Origin of the sequence: Streptomyces sp. NPDC048192 (genome assembly GCF_043202415.1) — a bacterium.
Taxonomy (GTDB): Bacteria; Actinomycetota; Actinomycetes; order Streptomycetales; family Streptomycetaceae; genus Streptomyces.
On the sequence record NZ_JBIDAL010000005.1, the window covers coordinates 48,443 to 70,032 of the forward strand.

19 protein-coding genes are annotated in these 21,590 nt (G+C 73.5%); 8 read left to right on the top strand and 11 right to left on the bottom strand.

Features of this window, described 5'->3' with window-relative positions; translation table 11 throughout:
* Nucleotides 1-13: 13 nt before the first annotated feature.
* Nucleotides 14-691, bottom strand: a complete 678-nt coding sequence (locus ACGFZN_RS11020; protein WP_020940464.1) for a response regulator transcription factor — start codon at nucleotides 689-691, stop codon at nucleotides 14-16.
* A gap of 534 nt (nucleotides 692-1,225) precedes the next feature.
* On the opposite strand from ACGFZN_RS11020, the gene ACGFZN_RS11025 reads away from it, so the two are divergent.
* The gene (locus tag ACGFZN_RS11025; RefSeq protein WP_393858158.1) at nucleotides 1,226-2,731 is read left to right on the top strand and encodes a peptide MFS transporter; all 1,506 of its coding nucleotides are present in this window, start codon (nucleotides 1,226-1,228) and stop codon (nucleotides 2,729-2,731) included.
* Nucleotides 2,732-2,843: 112 nt separating this feature from the next.
* Here the strand turns inward: ACGFZN_RS11025 and serS are convergent, their stop codons facing one another.
* The 3 genes from serS to ACGFZN_RS11040 all read right to left on the bottom strand — a co-directional run bounded on the left by serS (nucleotide 2,844) and on the right by ACGFZN_RS11040 (nucleotide 6,062).
* A complete protein-coding gene (gene serS, locus ACGFZN_RS11030; RefSeq protein WP_393858159.1) occupies nucleotides 2,844-4,127 on the bottom strand; it encodes a serine--tRNA ligase in 1,284 nt (427 codons plus the stop codon).
* Between the two features lie 424 nt (nucleotides 4,128-4,551).
* Nucleotides 4,552-5,121: an ATP-binding protein gene (locus ACGFZN_RS11035; protein WP_393858160.1), complete on the bottom strand. Its 570-nt coding sequence runs from the start codon at nucleotides 5,119-5,121 to the stop codon at nucleotides 4,552-4,554.
* A gap of 563 nt (nucleotides 5,122-5,684) precedes the next feature.
* Nucleotides 5,685-6,062: an STAS domain-containing protein gene (locus ACGFZN_RS11040; protein WP_393858161.1), complete on the bottom strand. Its 378-nt coding sequence runs from the start codon at nucleotides 6,060-6,062 to the stop codon at nucleotides 5,685-5,687.
* Between the two features lie 244 nt (nucleotides 6,063-6,306).
* Between ACGFZN_RS11040 and ACGFZN_RS11045 the strand changes: the two genes are divergently transcribed.
* Both ACGFZN_RS11045 and ACGFZN_RS11050 read left to right on the top strand, forming a co-directional pair.
* Nucleotides 6,307-7,203, top strand: a complete 897-nt coding sequence (locus tag ACGFZN_RS11045; protein WP_393858564.1) for an RNA polymerase sigma factor SigF — start codon at nucleotides 6,307-6,309, stop codon at nucleotides 7,201-7,203.
* 304 nt (nucleotides 7,204-7,507) lie between these two features.
* On the top strand, nucleotides 7,508-9,073 hold the full coding sequence (locus tag ACGFZN_RS11050; protein WP_393858162.1) for an RICIN domain-containing protein: 1,566 nt from the start codon (nucleotides 7,508-7,510) through the stop codon (nucleotides 9,071-9,073).
* Between the two features lie 49 nt (nucleotides 9,074-9,122).
* Here ACGFZN_RS11050 and hutI read toward each other — a convergent pair whose 3' ends face one another.
* The 4 genes from hutI to hutU are packed head-to-tail and all read right to left on the bottom strand — an operon-like array spanning nucleotide 9,123 to nucleotide 14,636.
* A complete protein-coding gene (gene hutI / locus ACGFZN_RS11055) occupies nucleotides 9,123-10,334 on the bottom strand; it encodes an imidazolonepropionase (protein WP_393858163.1) in 1,212 nt (403 codons plus the stop codon).
* A 20-nt stretch (nucleotides 10,335-10,354) separates the two neighbouring features.
* A complete protein-coding gene (locus ACGFZN_RS11060; protein ID WP_393858164.1) occupies nucleotides 10,355-11,692 on the bottom strand; it encodes a formimidoylglutamate deiminase in 1,338 nt (445 codons plus the stop codon).
* The gene (locus ACGFZN_RS11065; protein ID WP_393858565.1) at nucleotides 11,689-12,936 is read right to left on the bottom strand and encodes an allantoate amidohydrolase; all 1,248 of its coding nucleotides are present in this window, start codon (nucleotides 12,934-12,936) and stop codon (nucleotides 11,689-11,691) included. Before ACGFZN_RS11065 ends, ACGFZN_RS11060 begins: the two co-directional genes overlap by 4 nt.
* Nucleotides 12,937-12,971: 35 nt before the next feature.
* Nucleotides 12,972-14,636: a urocanate hydratase gene (gene hutU / locus ACGFZN_RS11070; RefSeq protein ID WP_393858165.1), complete on the bottom strand. Its 1,665-nt coding sequence runs from the start codon at nucleotides 14,634-14,636 to the stop codon at nucleotides 12,972-12,974.
* A 159-nt stretch (nucleotides 14,637-14,795) separates the two neighbouring features.
* On the opposite strand from hutU, the gene ACGFZN_RS11075 reads away from it, so the two are divergent.
* From ACGFZN_RS11075 to ACGFZN_RS11095, 5 genes are all read left to right on the top strand, one after another.
* Complete coding sequence (locus tag ACGFZN_RS11075; RefSeq protein WP_393858166.1) at nucleotides 14,796-16,169, top strand: diaminopimelate decarboxylase; 1,374 nt, start codon at nucleotides 14,796-14,798, stop codon at nucleotides 16,167-16,169.
* A gap of 178 nt (nucleotides 16,170-16,347) precedes the next feature.
* Nucleotides 16,348-16,731, top strand: a complete 384-nt coding sequence (locus tag ACGFZN_RS11080) for a hypothetical protein (protein WP_330339569.1) — start codon at nucleotides 16,348-16,350, stop codon at nucleotides 16,729-16,731.
* Complete coding sequence (locus ACGFZN_RS11085; protein WP_393858167.1) at nucleotides 16,728-17,519, top strand: transcriptional regulator; 792 nt, start codon at nucleotides 16,728-16,730, stop codon at nucleotides 17,517-17,519. Before ACGFZN_RS11080 ends, ACGFZN_RS11085 begins: the two co-directional genes overlap by 4 nt.
* 31 nt (nucleotides 17,520-17,550) lie before the next feature.
* On the top strand, nucleotides 17,551-18,042 hold the full coding sequence (locus ACGFZN_RS11090) for a roadblock/LC7 domain-containing protein (protein ID WP_393858168.1): 492 nt from the start codon (nucleotides 17,551-17,553) through the stop codon (nucleotides 18,040-18,042).
* 10 nt (nucleotides 18,043-18,052) lie between these two features.
* Nucleotides 18,053-18,427, top strand: a complete 375-nt coding sequence (locus ACGFZN_RS11095) for a hypothetical protein (RefSeq protein ID WP_393858169.1) — start codon at nucleotides 18,053-18,055, stop codon at nucleotides 18,425-18,427.
* Here ACGFZN_RS11095 and ACGFZN_RS11100 read toward each other — a convergent pair whose 3' ends face one another.
* The 3 genes from ACGFZN_RS11100 to ACGFZN_RS11110 form a co-directional block, all read right to left on the bottom strand.
* Nucleotides 18,428-19,012 carry a hypothetical protein gene (locus ACGFZN_RS11100; RefSeq protein ID WP_393858170.1) on the bottom strand — a complete coding sequence of 195 codons (585 nt, stop codon included), beginning with the start codon at nucleotides 19,010-19,012 and terminating at the stop codon, nucleotides 18,428-18,430. It abuts the gene before it with no gap.
* A gap of 96 nt (nucleotides 19,013-19,108) precedes the next feature.
* Nucleotides 19,109-19,978, bottom strand: coding sequence for a MurR/RpiR family transcriptional regulator (locus ACGFZN_RS11105; RefSeq protein WP_393858171.1), 870 nt, complete (start codon nucleotides 19,976-19,978; stop codon nucleotides 19,109-19,111).
* Nucleotides 19,975-21,483, bottom strand: coding sequence for an aromatic amino acid ammonia-lyase (locus ACGFZN_RS11110; protein WP_393858172.1), 1,509 nt, complete (start codon nucleotides 21,481-21,483; stop codon nucleotides 19,975-19,977). Before ACGFZN_RS11110 ends, ACGFZN_RS11105 begins: the two co-directional genes overlap by 4 nt.
* Nucleotides 21,484-21,590 lie beyond the last annotated feature (107 nt).

Genomic DNA, 21,590 nt, shown 5'->3' on the forward strand with positions numbered 1-21,590 from the left:
TCCCGGGCGGGGCTCAGCTCTTCTCGAAGCGGAAGCCGACCCCGCGCACCGTGGCGATGTAACGGGGGTTCGCCGCGTCGTCGCCGAGCTTCTTGCGCAGCCAGGAGATGTGCATGTCCAGGGTCTTGGTGGAGGACCACCACGTGGTGTCCCAGACCTCGCGCATCAGCTGGTCGCGCGTGACGACCCGGCCGGCGTCCCGCACCAGCACCCGCAGCAGGTCGAACTCCTTGGCGGTGAGCTGGAGTTCCTCGTCGCCCATCCACGCCCGGTGCGACTCGACGTCGATCCGCACCCCGTGCGTCGCGGGCGGCTGCTGGGGTTCGGCGGCGCCGCGCCTGAGCAGCGCCCGCACCCGGGCGAGCAGTTCGGCGAGCCGGAAGGGCTTGGTGACGTAGTCGTCGGCGCCCGCGTCCAGGCCGACGACGGTGTCCACCTCGTCGGCCCGCGCGGTCAGGATGAGGATCGGCACGGTGTGGCCGTCGGCCCGCAGCCGGCGGGCGACCTCCAGGCCGTCCATGCCCGGCAGGCCCAGGTCCAGTACGACCAGATCGACGCCGCCCTGCATTCCGGCGTCGAGTGCGGTGGGTCCGTCCTCGCGCACCTCGACCTCGTAACCTTCCCGGCGCAGGGCGCGGGCCAGCGGCTCCGAGATGGACGCGTCGTCCTCGGCGAGCAGTACACGGGTCATGAGGTGATGGTAGACCGCCTGCGCACGGTGCTGGGGTGTGATCGGTTTCAGGTTCTCTTACCTTCGCGCGCCGGTGGGGCGCCGCCGGTACGGACCATCGCTATGGGGATGCGATCCTGGGAAGGACCTTCGATTGCGGTCCTGTGGTTCCTGCGACACCTGTGATCCGTGTCTCAAGTCCTTCCATATCAGGCAGTGTCCTGCCTTACAGTGACCTGAACGCCTGGAGTACACCAGGGGACCTTCGGCGGGCACGTGGGCTGAAGGTCTCTTTTGTGTGCGGGCTGATCACGATCAGTCTTGATAGGAACGACCTCTGGCCGGGCTCCGCAGCGCATCGCCGCGCGACGGGGCGTGGATCCCGGTGGTCGCCGTCCACCGCCTCCGCGACCCGGAGTCGGACCCCCCAGGGCGTGGGGGCGGGCGGCCGACCCCGGTGCCGGCCGCCCCCCACGGGCGCGCAACTCCCCCAACTCTCGGCTCCGCTCGAGCCGGGGGACCCCCACCGCGCGCCCCGACCAGCAAGGAACGACCATGGCGTCCAGCCTGACGAAGGACTCGGTCCGCCCGGGCACCCCCGGAGCCGAGAAGACCTTCTTCGGCCACCCCCGCGGCCTGGCCACACTCTTCATGACCGAGATGTGGGAGCGCTTCTCCTACTACGGCATGAGGGCTCTGCTCCCGCTGTACCTGGTGGCCCCGGGCGGCCTCCACATGAGCGCGGGCACCGCGACCGCGATCTACTCGGTGTACGTGTCGCTCGTGTACCTGCTCGCCCTGCCGGGCGGCTGGGTCGCCGACCGCTTCCTCGGCCCCCGCAGGACGGTCGCCGTCTCGGGCCTGATCATCATGCTCGGCCACCTGTGCCTGGCCCTGCCCGCGGCCGCGAGCTTCTTCGTCGGCCTGGGTCTGGTCGCCATCGGTTCGGGCCTGCTGAAGGCCAACATCTCCACGATGGTCGGCCACCTCTACAAGGGCCCGGACGACCCGCGCCGCGACGGTGGCTTCACCCTCTTCTACATCGGCATCAACCTGGGCGCCTTCGCCGCGCCGCTGGTCATCGGCACCGTCGGCGAGAACGTCAACTGGCACCTGGGCTTCGCGCTGGCCGCGCTCGGCATGGCGCTGGGTCTGGCCCAGTACCTGCTCGGCGGCCGCCACCTGAGCCCGGAGAGCAGCGAGGTCCCGACCCCGCTCAGCCCCCAGGAGAAGGCCGCCACCCTGCGCAAGGGCCTGATCTGGCTGGTCATCGCGGCCGTCTTCTACGGCCTGGTGGGCGGCACCGGTCACTTCACCCTGAACTGGGCGCTGATCCCGCTGACGCTCATCGGCCTGATCGTGCCGATCCTGGTCATCGCGCGGATGCTGCGCGACAAGGACCTGGACTCGACCGAGAAGTCGAAGGTGCGGGCGTACGTCTGGTTCTTCGTCGCCGCCGCCGTGTTCTGGATGATCTACGACCAGGGCGGTTCGACCCTGTCGCTGTTCGCGGACAGCTCGGCCAAGAACTCGATCGCGGGCTGGACGTTCCCGGTCTCCTGGTACCAGTCGGTCAACCCGGTCATGATCATGGCGCTGGCGCCGGTCTTCGCCTGGCTGTGGCTGTGGCTGAACCGCCGCGGCAAGGAGCCGAGCACGATCGTGAAGTTCGCCTCCGGCCTGGTGCTGATCGGCGCGTCGTTCTTCCTCTTCCTCGCCCCGCTGTCGATCGCCGATGGCGGTCACAAGGCCGCGGCGCTGTGGCTGGTCGCGATCTACTTCGTGCAGACCGTCGGTGAGCTGACGCTGTCGCCGGTGGGTCTGTCCGTGACGACGAAGATGGCGCCGAAGAAGTACGCCTCGCAGATGATGGGCGTCTGGTTCCTCGCGGTCACCGCGGGCGACTCCATCACCGCGCTGATGTCGAACCCGGCCGTCGGCGGGGTCAACCTCGACAAGATGGGCTACGTGGCCCTGGAGGCGGTGCTCGCCGTCCTCGCCGGCGCGGCGGTGTGGATGTACCGCAAGAAGGTCAACAAGCTGATGGGCGACGTGCGCTAGCCGTCCGGCCCCGGCCTGCGAAGGGCCACCGCGTCCCGGGGACGCGGTGGCCCTTCGCGCATGCCGTGCACGGCCCGCGCGCCCTGCCGCAGTGCAGGCCGGGTCCGGGCCGTCACGGCCTGCGCAGCACCTCCGGCAGGCCCCGGCGCCGCAGCACCTCGGGCACGGCCACGGTGCCGTCGGGCCGCTGGTGCTGTTCCAGGAGCGCCGGCACCAGACGGCTGGTGGCCAGGCCCGAGGCGTTCAGGGTGTGCACGTACGCCGTCCGGCCGCCGTCCGCCGGGCGGTACCGGATGCCCCCGCGCCGGGCCTGGTAGTCGCGGGCGTTCGACACCGAGCTGACCTCCGCGTAGGCGCCCAGGCTGGGCAGCCAGACCTCGACGTCGTACGTCCTGGCCTGCGCCGGGCTGGTGTCCCCGGCGGCGAGCCGGGTGACCCGGTAGTGCAGGCCCAGCTCGGCCACCAGGTGCTCGGCGGCGGCGAGCAGTTCGAGCTGGGCGGCGTCCGAGTCGGCGGGCCGGGTCAGCTGGAACAGTTCCACCTTGTTGAACTGGTGGCCGCGCAGGGTGCCCCGCTCGGCGGTGCGGTAGCCGCCCGCCTCCTTGCGGTAACAGGGCGTGTACGCCACGTACTTGACGGGCAGCTCGGCCTCGTCGAGGGTCTCGCCGTGGTGCAGGGCGGCGAGCGCGGTCTCGGCGGTGGGCAGCAGGAACCGCTCGGGGCGGCCGTCCGGCGTGCGGTCCGTGACGAACACGTCGTCCGCGAACTTCGGGAACTGGCCCGCGGTGTAGCCGGCCTGCCAGGTGAGCAGATGGGGCGGCAGCACGAAGGTGTGGCCCGCCGCACGGTGGGTGTCCAGGAAGTGGTTGAGCAGCGCCCACTCCAGGGCAGCGCCCTGGTCCCGGTACACCCAGTTCCCGCTGCCGGCGAGGGCCGCACCGCGCCGGTGGTCGACCAGGCCCAGCTCCTCGGTGAGCCGGACGTGATCACGGGGCGCGTATCCGAACTCCGGGGGCGCGCCCTCGGTGCGCACCACCTCGTTGTGCTCCTTGCCGCCCGCGGGCACGTCCGGCTCGGGCAGGTTCGGCAGGCCGTCGAGGAACGCGCGGTGCTCGGCGTCCAGCCCGCCGTGCGCGGCGGCCGTCTCGGCGACCCGGTCGGCCAGGTCCGCGGCCGCCGCGAGGAGTTCGTCCGCCGGTTCGCCCGCACGGCGGCGGGCCGCGATGCCGGCCGAGACCCGGCGCCGTTCGCCGCGCAGCCGCTCCAGGGCCGTACGGGTCTCGCGCAGCCGCCGGTCGAGGGCGAGGAAGGAGTCGAGGTCCACGTCAAGGCCGCGTTTGGCGAGGCCCTCGCGGACGCGTTCGGGATGCTGCCGGATGAGGGTGACGTCAAGCATGGTGCTGCCCAACTGGTCGGCGGGGCGGCACGGTCCGCCCCGGGTCGGTTCCCTCGGGGCGTGGGCGAGAGGGTGCTCGCGGTGCCACCACGCCTTCGCCGTCGTACGACGGCCTCGTCGGGCCCGATGACGGGGGCCGGCCGGCGGGGCATTTCCTCCCCGCACTCGGGAGGGGATTCACTCCGGGGTGCGAGGCCGCCTTCACAGCGACCGGCGGCTCTCTCGGCTCGCTGGGCCCCGGGCTACTCGTCTCCGTCAGCGCGTTGCACTCAGGGTAGGCACCGCCGTGTCCGCGCGAAACCGGATTTCCGCGCGGCACGTCGAGAAGTGCGCGTCGCGCGGCATGCCGAGAAGCGCGTTGTGCGGCACGCCGAGCGCTTATTCGACTGCTTGTGTCCGACGGGCTCCGGGGAACCCGATCGGCCTAAGCCGGGGCGCCCAGTTCCGCCCACACCGTCTTTCCCGGCCGGTCGGCGGTGCGGACGACGCCCCAGTCCAGGCAGAGCCGCTGGACGATGAACATGCCGTGGCCGCCGGGGCGGCCGGCGCGGTGCGGGGTGCGGGGGGCCGGCTGGCCGGTGCCGCGGTCGGAGACCTCCACCCGGATCACCTTGTTGTCGCAGGCCAGGAGGAGTTCGTCGGGGCCCTCGGCGTGCAGGCAGGCGTTGGTGACGAGTTCCGAGACGACGAGCAGTACGTCCTCGGCGGCGGCCCGCTGGTCGGCGCCGGAGGCGGGCAGCCAGCCCCACGCGTACAGCGCCTGGCGGGTGAAGTCGCGGGCCAGCGGGACGACGCCGCTCTCGCCCCGCAGGCTGATTCTGCGGTGCTGAGGGCCCCGGGTGTCGCGGGTGCCGCCGGCGGACCCGGACGGCACGGACGGCGCGGCCGCCCCCGTGGGCCCGCCCGCCGTCGGCGCACTCCCCTCGGACCCCCCGGAAGCGCCGCTGGGCTCCGGGCCGCGGTCGCCCGGCGGGTAAGGCCGGGTGGTGCTCATCAGCGCTTCACCTCACCGATTCACCAGTTCACGATGGAAAGTCCGGCGCCGGTCCGCGCCGAGCGGCCGTACGTCGTCGGTCTGTCCGTCTTCTTCCGTCTTCCGTCTGTCCGTCGTCCACAGGCCGGTGCCGACCCGCCGCCCGTCCGCGGGTCCCTCGTGGCGCCCGCCGGTGGTCCGTACTCCCGCGCGCCGCCGGTCCGGCCCGCTCGTCCGGTCGCGGTCCCGCTCGCCGTCCGGCGCGCCGGTCCTGCCGGTGCTGGCCGCCGGGGCCGGTCCCGGCGTCCGGTCCTGCCGTCCCGTCCGCCCCGGCCGGCCCGGTGCACGGCCCGGCCGTCCGCCGATCGTCCGTGCGGGGTGTCCCGCTCGACCGTCCGTCGCACGCGCGCCCCGTCCCGTGGTGTGGCCGGTCCCGGGGTCCTCCGGGCCGGCGGTCGTCAGGGGGTGTCCCGCCTTCTCCTGCCCTCTCCTGCCCGGACGATCCGGCACGACACCCCTGTTTTCGGCGTGACGGGTGCGATCGCTCACGGCATACCGCGCGCGGGAGGGCGGGCCGGCGGGGCTCAGTCGCCGCCTTCGGCCAAGGCCGCCTCCACGGAGTCGTGCACGGTGAAGACCGCCTCCGCCCCGGTGATCTCGAACACGCGGGCGACGACCGGCTGCATCCCGGCCAGGTGGACCCCGCCGCCGGCGGCCTCCGCCTTCAGCCGGGCCCCGAGCAGGACGTTCAGCCCCGTGGAGTCGCAGAACTCCAGGCGGGTGCAGTCCACGACAAGGCGCGAGAAGCCCTTGTCCAAGAGGTCGTCGAGGGGCTCACGCAAAAGATCGGCGGTGTGGTGATCGAGCTCACCCGCCGGTGTCACAACGGCGCTGGAGCCCTCTTCCCGCACCTCCACCAGAAGCCGGCCCGACTGTGCGCTGCCGACCGTCCCGTGGTCCATGCCGTCTCTCTCCCGAGGTCGTGGACGCTGACTGCTCTCGAACACTACGCCCTCCAAGCGAACTCCGGCACCCGAAGAACCTCACAGAAACGGACATAACTGGACAGAACGCACTTGCGATCGGTTCGGTCGACCGGGTAGGGCTAGTAGGACACGTATCCCTACACGCCGGCTTCGGAGGCGCCGCACACCGCACGCAGGCACTGGCTTCGGCAGCCGTATGCCGAGAACGATGGAGGACACCATGTCACCCCGGCTCGACGCATCGCATACCCCGATCGCGACGTCGACACCCCCACCGGAACAGCTGGATCATCCCATCGACGCCCTCGACCCCGTCGAGGGACTCCCGGAGATCCCCCCGTACGACGAGATCGGCCCGGTCGACGCGCGGGCCCTGTCCAAGACCCTCTTCGAGCGCCTCGAGTCGCTGGAGGAAGGCACGCACGAGTACTCGTACGTCCGCAACACCCTCGTCGAGCTCAACCTCGCCCTCGTCAAGTTCGCCGCCTCCCGCTTCCGCTCCCGCAGCGAGCCGATGGAGGACATCATCCAGGTCGGCACCATCGGCCTGATCAAGGCGATCGACCGTTTCGAACTCGCGCGCGGAGTGGAGTTCCCCACTTTCGCGATGCCGACCATCATCGGTGAGATCAAGCGGTTCTTCCGTGACACCTCGTGGTCCGTGCGGGTTCCGCGCCGGCTGCAGGAGCTGCGCCTGGACCTGGCCAAGGCCGGGGACGAGCTGGCCCAGCGGCTGGACCGGGCCCCGACCGTCGCGGAGCTGGCCGAGAAGCTCGGCATCTCCAACGACGAGGTCATCGAGGGCATGGCCGCCTCGAACGCCTACACCGCCTCCTCGCTGGACGCCCAGCCCGAGGAGGACGAGACCGAGGGCGCCCTCGCGGACCGCATCGGGTACGAGGACCACGGCCTCGAGGGCATCGAGTACGTGGAGTCGCTCAAGCCGCTCATCGCCGAACTCCCGCCGCGGGACCGGAGGATCCTCTCCCTGCGTTTCGTGGCGAACATGACCCAGTCGGAGATCGGCGAGGAACTCGGCATCTCCCAGATGCACGTGTCCCGTCTGCTGTCGCGCACGCTGGCACGGCTGCGCAAGGGTCTGACGATCGAGGAGTGACCTCCCCGTCCCGTCCGCGGTGACATCCTGCGCAGCGGCCCGGCCCACCATGCCGGGCCGCTGCGCTGTCCCGTGGTCGCCCACCTCTCCGATTGGCGCGGGTATCCCCGAATGCGCTTGCCATACCCGGCTCTTGCACCCGGTTCCGGCCAACTCGGCCCGTGATCCCAACCGTTATCTGGTTACCCGCGGAAACCTCTTTTCCCGGCCACTCCCCTCGACCACTATGGCCCCCCAAACCGGCTGGTATGCCGGGCCGGGACCGCAACGGCGCGGTCACCCGGTGGTGCGAGGAGGCTGAACGATGGCTCAGGGGGACGGAGCCGGTCCGGACGGCGCCGAGGCGGCTGCGGAGCACGCGGGCGCCGAACTCCAGGACGCCCCGGACGCCCGGCTGACCGAACTGCTGCGCTCCCCCACGGCCACGGCGTACCCCGCCCTGCAGGAGCTGCGCCGCCGGCACCTCCCGGCGGTCCTCGGCTACGCCCGGCTGTGCGCGGCGAGCGAGTCCGCCGCCCGCCGGCTGGCAGCGGAGACCGTCACCACGGCCGCCCGCGAGACGGCCCGGGGCGTCGATCCGGCCGTACCGCTGCGCCACCGGCTCCTGCTGCTGGCCGGCCGGGCGGCGGCGGCCTGGGCACGGGACGAGCGCTCCGCCGGACTCGACCCCGCACTGCTGCTCGTCCTGAACACCTCCGGCCTGCCCGAGGGTCCCGTCCCGCCGCTCCTGCCCGCCTTCCGCTCGCTGCCCTCCCGCGCCCAGGGCCTGCTCTGGTACGGCGTGCTGGAGCGCGAGCCGGAGGACCGGACCGCCGCCTTCCTGGGCCTGAGCCGCACCGATGTGTCCTTCGGCGTCCCGCAGGCCCTCAAGGCGCTGGCGCAGGCCTGCCTCCGCGCGCGCCTCGCCGCCTCCGACGACGCGCGCTGCGCCGACTTCCGCCGGCTGATCGAGGAGGCGGTACGGCCGGACGGCCCGCGGCGCAGCGCCGACCTGGACGCGCACATGGCCCGCTGTCCGCACTGCACGGCCGCGTCCGAGGATCTGCGGGCCCTGCGGGACGCGCCCCGCCAGACCCTGGCGGAGGGCCTGCTGCCGTGGCGCGGAACGGCGTACATCGACGCCGAGGAACCCCCGCCCGCCGCGCCCGAACCGCCGGCGGTACGGCAGGTCCGGCCGCCCGGACGCCGCGTCCTGCTGGCCTCGGCGGCCCTCGGGGTGGCCCTGGCCCCGCTGCTGGTGTTCGTGCTCGTCCCGGCGCGGTCCCACGACCAGCAGCCGGCGGCGGCGACGCCCACGCCGCCCTCGGTGACGGTGACGGCGACGATCTCCGTGACCCCCTCCCCGTCCCCCACGAAATCCCCGTCCCCCGCGCCCACTTCACCGTCCCCGTCCCCGTCGCCCAGCACGCGGTCGCCGCGGCCCACCCCGAAACCGACGCCGCCGCCGTCGCCCTCCTTCACCCCGCCCGGAGCCTCCTTCGCCGAGGTGGTGAACGTCGCCACGGGCCGCTGCCTGGACATCCGCTACGGCGATCTGGAGCAGGGCAACGACGTGGTCACGGCGCGCTGCGACGGCTCCTCGACCCAGCGCTGGCGCGTGGACAGCGGCCTGGGCGTGCTCCGGTCGGCGGCCGACGAGGACTTCTGCCTGGACAGCCGGGGCTCGACCGACCGGGGCGTGGGCATCTGGACCTGCGGTTCGGTCTACGGCGACAACGGCGACAACCTCCGCTTCACCGTCGACCCGGACGGCACCATCCGCCCGGCCATCGACACCGGGACGGCGGTGACCCCGGACGGCAGGTACGGCGTGTCCCTGCAGCCCCTGGACGACAGCGCCGACCAGCGGTGGCGGGCGGGGGCGCGGTGAGCCGGGTGTACAGCCGGCTCACGCGCCGCGCGGGTCGCCCGCGGTGCGCTCAGACCACCCGCACGCCCCTGCGCCACACCCCGCTCACCAGGGGCACGCCCGGGCGGTAGGCCAGGTGGACGTGGCTGGGGGCGTCCAGGAGGGTGAGGTCGGCGCAGGCGCCGGGGGTCAGGCGGCCGATGTCGGTGCGGCGCAGGGCCGCGGCGCCGCCCGCGGTGGCCGACCAGACCGCCTCGTCCGGGGTCATCCGCATGTCGCGGACGGCCAGGGCGATGCAGAACGGGACGGACGAGGTGAAGGACGAGCCGGGGTTGCAGTCGGTGGACAGGGCCACCGTGACGCCCGCGTCCAGCAGGCGGCGGGCGTCCGGCCACTCGGCGCGCGTGGAGAACTCCGCGCCGGGCAGCAGCGTGGCCACCGTACGGCTGTGGGCGAGGGCGTCGACGTCGGCGTCCGTGAGGTGGGTGCAGTGGTCGGCGCTGGCCGCGTCCAGTTCGACCGCGAGCTGGACGCCGGGGCCGTAGGAGAGCTGGTTGGCGTGGACGCGGGGGTGCAGTCCCCTCGCCTTGCCGGCGGTGAGGATCGCGCGGGCCTGGTCGCCGTCGAAGGCGCCCTTCTCGCAGAACACGTCGATCCAGCGGGCGTGCGGCGCGCAGGCGTCCAGCATCTCGCCGGTGACCAGGGCGACATAGGCGGCCGGGTCGTCCGCGTAGTCGGGGGAGACGATGTGCGCGCCGAGGTACGTCACCTCGTCGGTGTGCCGGGCGGCGATGCGCAGGGCGCGGGACTCGTCCTCGACGGTCAGGCCGTAGCCCGACTTCGTCTCGAAGGTGGTGGTGCCCTGGCGGAGGGCCTCCGCCAGGTAGCGGGTGAGGTTGGCCTCCAGCTCCGCGTCGCTCGCGGCGCGGGTGGCGGCGACCGTGGTGCGGATGCCGCCCGCCGTGTAGGAGCGGCCGGACATGCGGGCGTTGAACTCCTGCGTGCGGTCGCCGGCGAAGACCAGGTGCGAGTGGGAGTCCACGAACCCGGGCAGCACCGCCCGGCCGCCCGCGTCGACCCGGTTGTCAGTGGCGGGTGCTTTCCTGGATTCACCGGTCCACGCGATGCGGTCGCCGTCGATGACGACGGCCGCGTCCTGGATCAGACCGAGGGGGGAGTTTCCCCCACTCTCGAATTTGCTCGAGCGGGGGGACCCCCATCCGAGGGAGGGGTCGTTGGTGACGAGCGTGGCGATGTTGGTGATGACGGTGCTGCTGCTCATGGTGTCCTCGTGGGTGGTCGTCAGGAGCGGAGGGCTTCGACGGCCCGCGCGAGGGCCTCGGGCACGTCGGGCACGAGCGTGTGCGCCCCGTCGCGTACGACGTGCCGGCCGCCCACGACCGTGTGCCGTACGTCCGCTGCCGTCGCGGCGAATACGGCGGTCTCGGCGCCCAGTCGCGGCACCGGCCCCGCTGTTCTGACCGAGTCGAGCGCGATCGTGGTGAGGTCGGCGAGCGCGCCGGTCTCGATGGCGCCCGCGTCCTGCCAGCCGAGCGCGGCGTGACCGTCGGCGGTGGCCGCCCGCAGCAGGGCGGCGGCCGTCCAGTGGCCCCGGGTGCGGGTGCGCAGCCGCTCGTTCAGCTCCATCGCGCGCGCCTCTTCGAGCAGGTCGATGACGGCGTGGCTGTCGGAGCCGAGGGACAGCGGGGAGCCCGCGCGCTGCAGGGCCACGGCGGGGCCGATGCCGTCGGCCAGGTCCCGCTCGGTCGTCGGGCACATGCAGGTGCCGGTGCGCGAGCCGCCGAGCAGGGCGACGTCCTCGTCGGTGAGGTGGGTGTTGTGCACGCCGGTGGTGCGCGGGCCGAGGACGCCGTGGTCGGCGAGCAGCCGGGTGGGGGTGCGGCCGTGCGCGGCGAGACAGGCGTCGTTCTCGGCGGTCTGCTCCGACAGGTGCACGTGCAGCGGGGCCCGCCGCTCCTCGGCCCACCCGGCCACGGTCGCCAGCTGCCCGGCGGGCACGGCCCGTACGGAGTGGATCGCCGCTCCGATCCGTGCGTGATCCCGTTCCTTGAGAACTGCACAGCGTTCGGCCCAGGCCTCCGCGCTGCCGTCGGAGAAGCGCAGCTGGTGGGTGTTCGGGGCCTGGCCGAAGCCGGCGGAGAGGTAACAGGTGTCGAGGAGGGTGATCCGGATGCCGGCTTCGGCGGCGGCCGCGATCAGCGCCTCCCCCATCGCGTTGGGGTCGGCGTAGGGCGTGCCGCCGGGCGCGTGGTGCACGTAGTGGAACTCGCCGACGCAGGTGATGCCGGCGAGGGCCATCTCGGCGTACACCGCGCGCGCCAGGGCGTGGTAGCTGTCCGGGGTGAGCCGGTCGGCGACGGAGTACATCACCTCGCGCCAGGTCCAGAAGGTTCCGGAGCCGATCTGGACGGTGCCGCGCAGCGCCCGGTGGAAGGCGTGGCTGTGGGCGTTGGCGAGCCCGGGCAGGGTGAGCCCGCGCAGCACCTCGGCGCCGGGCGGCGGGGTGGGCGTCCCGGTGCGCACGGCGCCGATCCGCCCGCCCGCCGTCTCCACGACGACTCCGGGCTCGACACGGTCGCCGAGCCAGGCGTGCTCCAACCAGTAGGTCCGCTCGGTCACCTGCAGGCCAGCCCTTCCAGTACGTCGGCGAGCGCGCGCACCCCGGCCAGGCAGTCGTCCTCGGCGGCGAACTCGGCCGGGGAGTGCGAGACGCCGGTGGGGTTGCGCACGAACAGCATGGCGGTCGGAATGCTGCCGGAGAGGATTCCGGCGTCGTGTCCGGCTCCGGTGCCGAGGACGGGCACCGTCAGTCCGGTGTCCTTGCCGAGGATGCGGCCGAGTTCGTCGCGCAGGGCGTGGTCGAACTCGACGACCGGGGTGAAGGACTCCCGGACGACGTCCAGGTCGACGCCGTGGGCGTCGGCGTACTCCCGGGCGGCCTTCTCGATGCCCCCGACCACCGTGTCCAGGGTCTCCTGGTCGGCGGCGCGGGAGTCGAGCCAGCCGCGCACCAGCGAGGGGATCGCGTTGACCCCGTTGGGCTCCACCGCGATCTTCCCGAAGGTGGCCACGGCTCCGGCGAGTTCGGCCTCGCGGCGGGCGGCGAGCACGGTCTCGGCGTAGGACAGCATCGGATCGCGGCGGTCGACCAGCCGGGTGGTGCCGGCGTGGTTGGCCTCGCCCCGGAAGTCGAACCGCCAGCGTCCGTGCGGCCAGATGGCGCTTGCGACGCCCACCGGGTCGCCGGACAGGTCCAGGGCCCGCCCCTGCTCGACGTGCAGTTCGACGAACGCGCCGATCCGGGCGAGCCGTTCCGGGTCGGCCCCGATGCCCTCGGGGTCGTACCCGGCGGCCTCCATGGCCTGTGGCAGGGTGATCCCGTCGGCGTCGGTGAGCCGGTGCGCCTGCTCGACGGTCAGCTGCCCGGCGGTGAGCCGCGATCCGACGCAGGCGAGCCCGAAGCGGGCGCCTTCCTCGTCCCCGAAGTTGACGACCGCCAGCGGCCTGGTGAACCGCGCTCCCCTCCCGCGCAGTTCATCCAGGGCCGCGAAGGAGGACACGACCCCGAGGGGCCCGTCGAAGGCCCCTCCGTCGGGCACCGAGTCCAGGTGCGACCCGGTGACCACCGCGTCCCCGGCCTCCGGGTCCCCCGACCAGGCCCACTGATTCCCGTTCCGGTCGACCTCGTACGCCAGCCCCCGCGCCTCCGCCTGTTCCTTGAACCAGGCCCGGCAGTCGGCGTCGGCGCCGGTCCAGGCGAAACGCCGGTAGCCGCCGGAGTCGGGGTGGCGCCCGACGGGAAGCAGCTCGCGCCACATCTCGTGGAAGGAGGACGCGCTGTGAACGGTGGACTCGCCGGGCATCGAAGCGGTGCCGCCGTGCCCGGCCTGATGCTGCGTCACGCCCCGTCACCCTCGCGCATGGGAACCCGCACGCCCCGCTCCTGCGCGACCGACTCCGCGATGTCGTACCCCGCGTCCACATGCCGGATGACGCCCATGCCGGGGTCGTTGGTCAGCACGCGCCGGATCTTCTCCCCGCCCAGCTTCGTGCCGTCGGCCACGGTGACCTGCCCGGCGTGGATGGAGCGGCCCATGCCCACGCCGCCGCCGTGGTGGATGGACACCCACGAGGCGCCGGAGGCGACGTTGACCATGGCGTTCAGCAGCGGCCAGTCGGCGATCGCGTCGGATCCGTCGAGCATGGCCTCGGTCTCGCGGTACGGCGAGGCCACCGACCCGCAGTCGAGGTGGTCGCGGCCGATGGCGAGCGGCGCGGCCAGCTCGCCGGAGGCGACCATGTCGTTGAACCGCTCACCGGCCTTGTCGCGCTCGCCGTAGCCGAGCCAGCAGATGCGCGCGGGCAGCCCCTGGAAGTGGACGCGCTCGCCGGCCATCTTGATCCAGCGGGCCAGCGACTCGTTCTCCGGGAACAGCTCCAGGATCGCCTTGTCGGTCTTGGCGATGTCGGCGGGGTCGCCGGACAGCGCGGCCCAGCGGAAGGGGCCCTTGCCCTCGCAGAACAGCGGGCGGATGTAGGCGGGGACGAAGCCGGGGAAGGCGAACGCGCGGTCGTATCCGGCGAGCTGGGCCTCGCCGCGGATGGAGTTGCCGTAGTCGAAGACCTCGGCGCCGGCGTCCATGAAGCCGACCATGGCCTCGACGTGCCGGGCCATGGACTCGCGCGCCCGCGTGGTGAAGCCGGCCGGGTCCTTGGCGGCGGCGTCGGCCATGTCCTCGAAGGCGACGCCCACCGGCAGGTAGGACAGCGGGTCGTGGGCGGAGGTCTGGTCGGTGACGATGTCGACGGGGGCGTTCATCGCGAGAAGCTGCGGGACCAGTTCGGCCGCGTTGCCGAGGACGCCGATGGACAGCGGGCGGCGGGCGTCGCGGGCCTCGACGGCGAGCTGGAGCGCGTGGTCGAGGGAGTCGGCCTTGACGTCGAGGTACCGGTGCTCGATGCGGCGCTCGATGGCGCGCGGGTCGCAGTCGATGCAGATGGCGACGCCGTCGTTCATGGTCACGGCGAGCGGCTGGGCGCCGCCCATGCCGCCGAGGCCGGCGGTGAGGGTGATGGTCCCGGCGAGGGTGCCGCCGAACTTCTTCGCGGCGACGGCGGCGAAGGTCTCGTAGGTGCCCTGGAGAATGCCCTGGGTGCCGATGTAGATCCAGGAGCCGGCGGTCATCTGGCCGTACATGGTCAGGCCGAGGGCCTCCAGGCGGCGGAACTCCTCCCAGTTGGCCCAGTCGCCGACCAGGTTGGAGTTGGCGATGAGGACGCGCGGGGCCCACTCGTGGGTCTGCATGACGCCGACGGGGCGGCCGGACTGGACCAGCATGGTCTCGTCCTGCTTGAGGGTCCTCAGGGTGCGGACCATCGCGTCGAAGGAGCGCCAGTCGCGGGCGGCCTTGCCGGTGCCGCCGTAGACGACGAGCTTGTCGGGGTGTTCCGCGACCTCCGGGTCGAGGTTGTTCTGCAGCATGCGCAGGGCGGCTTCCTGCTGCCATCCCAGGGCGCTCAGTTCCGTGCCGCGCGGCGCTCGTACGGGGCGGGGTCCCGACATCGTCTGCCTCCTCTATGTTGCTCTGTCTATTCACATCCTGTCTTCCTGAATAGAACTAGTCAATACATCGGGGCGCCCCCGTCCGCGCGCCGCGGATGTTTGGCTGGATGTACGCGAGACGGAGACGACCGGGCACCAGGCGACACGAGGGGAGAGGCCGTGGAGCGGGACCTCGAGAGGGAAGCGCGGGAGCGCGCCGCGCGGCGGGACGAGGCGGTGCGGGCGGCCGTCGAGCAGGGGCTGCTGGGACCGGACGCGGCGGTGGCCGGGCTGCTGGACGTGACCGGGATCCGGGAGTCGGCGGCGGCGCTGCGGGCGGCGTTCGACGCGGTCGTGCCGCCGGGGACGCTGGTGCTGCACGCCTTCGCGGTGAAGGCGACCCCGCTGGTGCCGGTGCTGCGGCTGCTGCACGAGGCGGGCATCGGCGCCGAGGTGGCCAGTCCCGGCGAGCTGGCGCTGGCCCGCGCGGCGGGGGTGCCGGCCGGCCGGACCGTGCTGGACTCGCCCGCCAAGACCCCGGCCGAGCTGCGGGAGGCGCTGGCGCTGGGCATCGCGGTGAACGCCGACAACCCGCAGGAGCTGGACCGCCTGGACGCCCTGGTCCGCACGCGGGCCACTGCCTCCCCGCTCGGGATCCGGGTCAACCCGCAGGTCGGCGGCGGCTCGATCGGGTCCACCTCCACGGCGACGGAGACCTCGAAGTTCGGGGTGGCGCTGCGCGACGAGGGGGCGCGCGAGTGGGTCGTGCGGGCGTATCTGGACCGGCCCTGGCTGACCCGGCTGCACGCGCACACCGGCTCCCAGGGCATCCCGCTGTCCCTGCTGGCGCGCGGGGTGGCGGAGACGTACGCGCTCGCGGAGGAGATCAACGAGCGGGCGGGGCGGCGGCAGATCGACACGCTCGACATCGGCGGCGGGCTGCCGGTGAACTTCGCCGCCGAGGCGACGGAGCCCTCCTACGCGCGGTACGCCCGGCTGCTGGCGAAGGAGGTTCCGGGGCTGTTCGACGGGCGGTACGGGCTGGTGACCGAGTTCGGGCGGTCGCTGCTGGCCAAGCAGGGGACAGTGGTGGCCCGGGTGGAGTACGCCAAGAGCGCGGGCGGGCGGCGGATCGCGGTGACGCACGCGGGTGTGCAGGTCGCGACGCGGACCGTGTACGCGCCGGGGGCGTGGCCGCTCAGGATCGCCGCCTACGACGCCAAGGGACGGCCGAAGCCGGGGCCGGAGGTGGTGCAGGACGTGGCCGGGCCGGCCTGCTTCTCCGGCGACCTGCTGGCCGAGGGCCGCGCGCTGCCCCTGCTGGAGCAGGGCGACTACGCGGCGGCGCTGGACACGGGCGCGTACTACTTCGCGCACCACTACGCCTACAACTCGCTTGCCCGGCCGGGCATCTACGGCTTCGCGCCGGACGGCGCGGGAGGCGTCGCGTTCGCCGCCGTACGCGATCCGCAGACCGTCGCCGAGGTGGTGGCCGAGTCCGGCGGGGCGCACGCGGCCGCGCTCACCACCCTCGGGACGTCCGGAAGCCGTTGACGCGCCCCGGCATCCCTCGGACAAATGGATCAACTCAAGCGTCCCAGGGGGTAGTTGACCCACACTAGTACGCCGGACGCATGTTCCACCGGAAATTGCCAAAGGCCCCACATCCTCCGCGCACCGTGCGTAGTGTCGCTGTCACTCAGCCGGAGTCCCAGGCGGGAGGGGAGCCACGGTGCCCGGAATCGACGAGTGCCTGCTGGAAGCGATGCGCCTGCCCGGCGCCCGGGGGGCGGCGCTGGTGGACTGGACCAGCGGCCTTGCCCTCGGCACGGTCGGGGAGGCGCCCGGCGGCGATCACGAGACGACCGCCGCCGAGGCCGCCGAGCTGGCCCGGATGGCCGCCGAGCACGGCGCCTTCGCCGCCCACGGCGACGGGCATCCGCCCATCGAGGACGTGATCGTCAGCAACCGCGACAGCTATCACCTGCTGCGGTTCGTGGACACGTCCTTCGACAGCAGCGTCTTCCTGCATCTGTGGCTCGGCCGGGAGGAGGGCAATCTCGCGCTCGCCCGGATCCGGCTCGGCGAGATGGCGGACCGGCTGGTCCTGGGATGACCGTGGTGCAGACGCCTCCGCCGCCGCTTCCGGTGCGGGACACCGCGCAGCCCCGGGCGCTGTCGCCGATGCTGACCCGGCTCGCCGAGGAGCGGGCCACCGGCGTCCTGGTCCGCGAACACGGCACCCTGTACCTCGCCGAGGGCCGGGTGGTGCACGCCGACAGCCCGCTCGCACCCGGCCTCGACGTGCTCCTCACGGCTCACGGCACCCTCGCGGCCACCGCCTGGCAGCGGGCCGCCGCCGAGGCCTCCGGCCCGCTGCACGCCGCCGAACTGCTGCTGGAGTCCGGGCTGCTGCCCACCGGCGCGCTGGAGCTGTGCCATCTGGACGCGCTGTATGACGCCGGGTACTTCGCGCTGGCCCCGAGCAGCGCCCCGGGCCGGTTCCGCTACGACCGCGCGCCCCGGCTCGGCCCGTTGCCCTCGGTGCCGGTCGTAGCCCTGGAGCGCGAGACGCTGCGCCGCCGGCTGCTGCTGCACCGGCTGTGGCCCGACCCGGCCGCCGACACCGCCCCGCTGATCCGCGCCGACCCGGTGGCCGCCGCGCCGCCCACGCCCCGGCAGCGGGCGGTCCTGGACCGCGTGGACGGCGTCCGCACGGCCACCGCCATCGCCCGGAACCTGGGCCGGCAGGCCTTCCACACCCTGGTCGACGTGCGCCGGCTCGCGGCGGCCGGCCAGGTCGTCCCGCTGCCGACGGCACCCGCCCCGCCGCCCCCGTTCCCGGTCACCGACCCCGACATCGCGCTGCTGAAGAGGCTCAGGGATGCGCTGGAGGCGCTTTGAACGGCACCGCCCCGCCGAGAGGAGAGAGCTGATGGTGTCCGAGGAAGATCTCCAGGCCGTCCTGGACGAGCTGCACCGGCTGCGCAACCGGGTCCCGCAGCTCACCGGGGCGCTGGCGGCCGGCGTCGACGGACTCGTCGTCGCCCACGACACCCCGGGGGTCGACCCGGAGGGCCTCTCGGCACTCACCGCCGCCGCGCTCGGCGTCGCCGTCCGGATCACCGACGCCACCGGCAACGGCGGCTTCCGGGAACTGCTGGTGCGCGGCGAGCACGGCTACGTCGCGACCTACGCGGCCGGCCGCACCGCCGTGCTGACCCTGCTCGCCGAGGGCCGGGTCAACGTCGGCCGGCTGCACCTGGAGGGCCGCCGCTCCGGCGCCCGTATCGGGGAGCTGCTCGACGCCGCCGAGGCCGCCGCCCGCACCGCACGCCAGACCGCCCGCACCGCACCCGCACGCACCCGCACCACCCGCGCGCCTCGCACCACGGCCGCCGAGGCGCGCACCGCAACCGACAGTTGAGAGGACCACCATGGCCAACACCGAAACTGCGCTGAAGGAAGCCCTCACCTCCATCGAGGGCGCCACCGGCGTCGCACTCGTCGACTACACCAGCGGGATGGCGCTGGGCACGATGGGCGGCAGCAAGAGCTTCGACCTGAACGTGGCCGCCGCGGGCAACACCGACGTGATCCGCGCCAAGATGCGCACGATGGAGATGCTCGGCCTCAAGGGCGACATCGAGGACATCCTGATCACGCTGTCGGACCAGTACCACCTGATCCGCCTGCTCAAGAGCCGCGGCGGCAACGGCCTGTTCCTCTACCTGGTCCTGGACTCCTCGCGGGCCAACCTGGCGATGGCCCGGCACCAGCTGAAGCGGATCGAGGCGGAACTGGAGGTGTAGTCACACCAGTTGAGCGGTACGGCGGCGGGCCCCACCCGGGGCCGCGTCGCCGGCCGCGACGCCCGTGCCGCGCAGGCCCCTGACGGCCTTGCCCGCCGGGTTCCCGCCGCGCCTGTCGAGCCAGTCGACGCGCACCCACAGCAGCATCTCCGCGGCGCGCTCGCGCCGCCCGATCCAGGCGGCCTTCAGCCGCAGCCCGGTGCCGAGCCCGGCCAGCAGCATGCCGCCGGCCGCGGGCACCACGAAGGCGGAGCCGAGGGCCGCGGCGAAGGCGAGCAGCAGCCACCAGCGGTGGCCCCGGCGCCAGTTGCGCACGGTCACCGCCCGGTCCTGCAGCACGTCGTACTTGCCCGCGCGGGCCGCGCCGCGGGCCAGGGCGCCGTACCGGCTCCGCCGCGTCAGCGCCACCGCCGCCGCGCCCACGAGGAACAGGGCGGCACCGGCGAGCACCCCGATCCTGCGCCCGGTGACGCCGGACGGCACCGCGCCGATCCCTGCCGCGAACACTCCGAACCACCACAGCGGTGCGGCTCCCGCCCGTACGACGACGGCCACCCGGGCCAGCCCCTGTCCTCCGCGCGCCACGTCAGCCTCCCGTGTCACGTGTCCACCAAGCGCCTGTGTGCGACAGGCACGGTAGCGGCCGAAGGTGAGACGAATCTGAGAGCGGGCGCCGGAGCGTCACTCCACGAACAGGCCCCGCGCCGCCGCCTTGGCGTCGAACTCCTCCAGCCGGGCCTGGGCGTCGGGCAGGTCGTCGCAGACCGCCTCCAGCAGCACCCGCCCGAGCAGCATCGGCGCGCACGCGGTGTCGAAGGCGAGCCCGGTGCCGACGGCGGCGGGCAGCAGCAGATCGGAGTACTTGGCGACCGGCGCGAACGCGGAGTCGGCGACCGTGACGGTGGTCAGACCCAGGTCCTTGGCGTAGGCGAGGGTGTCGACGACCTCGCGCGGATGCCGGGGCAGGGCGAAGCACAGCAGCGCGGAGGCGCCGGCGCGGACGGCGCCGTCGATCCGGTCCTGGATCATGGTGCCGCCCTCGTTGAGCAGGCGGACGTCCGGGTGGACCTTGGCGGCGAAGTAGCAGAAGCCGTAGGCCTGGGAGGCGGCGGCGCGCAGGCCGAGCACCGGCAGCGGACGGGAGGCGGCCAGGATCCGGCCGGCCTTCTGCACCGGGCGCGGGTCGGCGAGGAGTTCGGCGAGGTGCCTGAGGTTCTCGATCTCGGCCTCGACGGCCTGCTGGTACTCGTTGAAGGCGCCCGCCTCGGCGGCCGGTTCGGCGGGCACGACCTCGCGCAGATGCCTGCGCAGCGCCGGGTAGCCGTCGAAGCCCAGCGCCACCGCGAACCGGGTCACGGACGGCTGGCTGACCCCGGCCAGCTCAGCCAGCTCCACGCTGGACAGGAACGGCACGTCGGCGGCCCGCCGCACCATGCTGTGCGCGATCCGGCGCTGGGTCGGGGTGAGCCGGTGTCCCTCGAAGAGGGCCTGCAGCCGGTTCGCGGGGCTGTCGGTCACGCCCGTCGCCTCGGTATCCCTGTCCACGCTCATGACGCGCTCCCCCTCCAGATCTCCGTGAACCGGTCGAGCAGTGCGGCCGCCTGTGTCACGTCGTCCGTGAGCGGCCGGTCGGCCGGGTCGGCGTCCAGGACCGACTCGGCGAGCGCGAACGCCCGGCCGGCCGGCAGCCCCGGGTCGGGCCGCAGGTCGCGCTGGCGCAGCGCGCGGACGGCGGCGACCAGTTCGCAGCCGACCACCAGACGATACGCACCGCACGCGCGCAGGGTCTGCCGCGCGGCGAGCGAGGCGAAGCTCGCCTGTTCCTCGACGCCCCGGGAGAGTACAGCGTGGCCCAGCGAGGCGGGCGCGGAGAAGGCGCGCAGTTCGCCGAGGGCGGCCCCGGCCGCGTACTCCAGGATCATCACACCGGAGGAGGCCGGCTGGTCGTCGGCGAGGAAGGGGCGCAGCCGGGTGTAGGCGGGCTCGTTGAGGGTGGACAGGCGGGAGGTGGACAGCCGGGCCACCTGGGTCAGGGCGAGCCGGAAGTGGTCGAGGGCGAGGGCGAGCTGGGCCTGGTAGAAGCCGCCGTGGTGGTAGGCGGCCAGGTCCTCGGGGGCGATCAGCGGGTTCTCGGCGGCCGCGTTGATCTCCACGGTGAGGACCTGCTCCAGGGCGTCGGCGGCGTCGTGCGCGGGGCCGTGGATCTGGGGCAGGCAGCGGAAGCCGTAGGTGTCCTGGATCCGGCCGAGGGGCGGGGTCGGCCGGTCGGCGGCGCCGATCAGCACCCGCATCCGCCGGGCCACCTCGGTGCTGCCCCGGTGCGGGCGGGCGGCGTGCACGGGCGCCGCGTACGCCTCGTGGGAGCCGTCGACCGCGAGCAGGGAGAGGGCGGCGACGACCTGGGTGGCGCCGATGAGCCCGCGCAGTTCGTGCAGGGCCAGCGCGGACTGGCCGAGGGTGAGGGCGTTGCTGCTGATCAGGGCGAGGGCGTCGTTGTTGTCGAGGGGCTGCGGTCCGGGCGCGCCCGCGCCGCGCCAGGGGTGTTCGCCGGCGAGCGCGAGGCCGACCTGGGCCAGGGCCGCGATGTCGCCGGTGCCGACGGAGCCGAACTCGTTGACCACCGGGTACGCGCCGCTCTTCAGGGCCTCGCACAGGGCGGTGACGACGCCGGGCCGCAGGCCCGCACCCCCCGCCAGCAGCTGGTTGGCGCGGACGGCGAGCATGGCGCGCACCTGGCGGGCCGGGAGCTGTTCGCCGATGGCACCGGCGTGGCTGCGCAGCAGGCGCAGGCCGTGGCCGGCGGCGGCCTCGGTGGGCACGTCCTCGTTCCGGTTGGCGCCCACGCCGGTGGAGCGACCGTAGACGCGTCCGGTGGCGGCGATCTGCCGGGCGGCGTTCCAGGAGTGCTCCACGCGCCGCATCGCGTCGGGCTCCGGCACCGGGAGCGCGCTGCCGTCGGCGAGCCGTACGACGTCGTCGACGCCGAGCCCGGTGCCGTCGAGGATCACCGCGGCCGACCGCACCGGCGACGGCGCGTCCACGATGCGAGACACCATCACGCTCAAACTCCCCTCAACTCGGACATCCCGTCTTGCCACCCGGTCATCCGTTACGACGGATTAACCCCAACCCGTTGACAAGCTATTCACACACCAAGAACTCT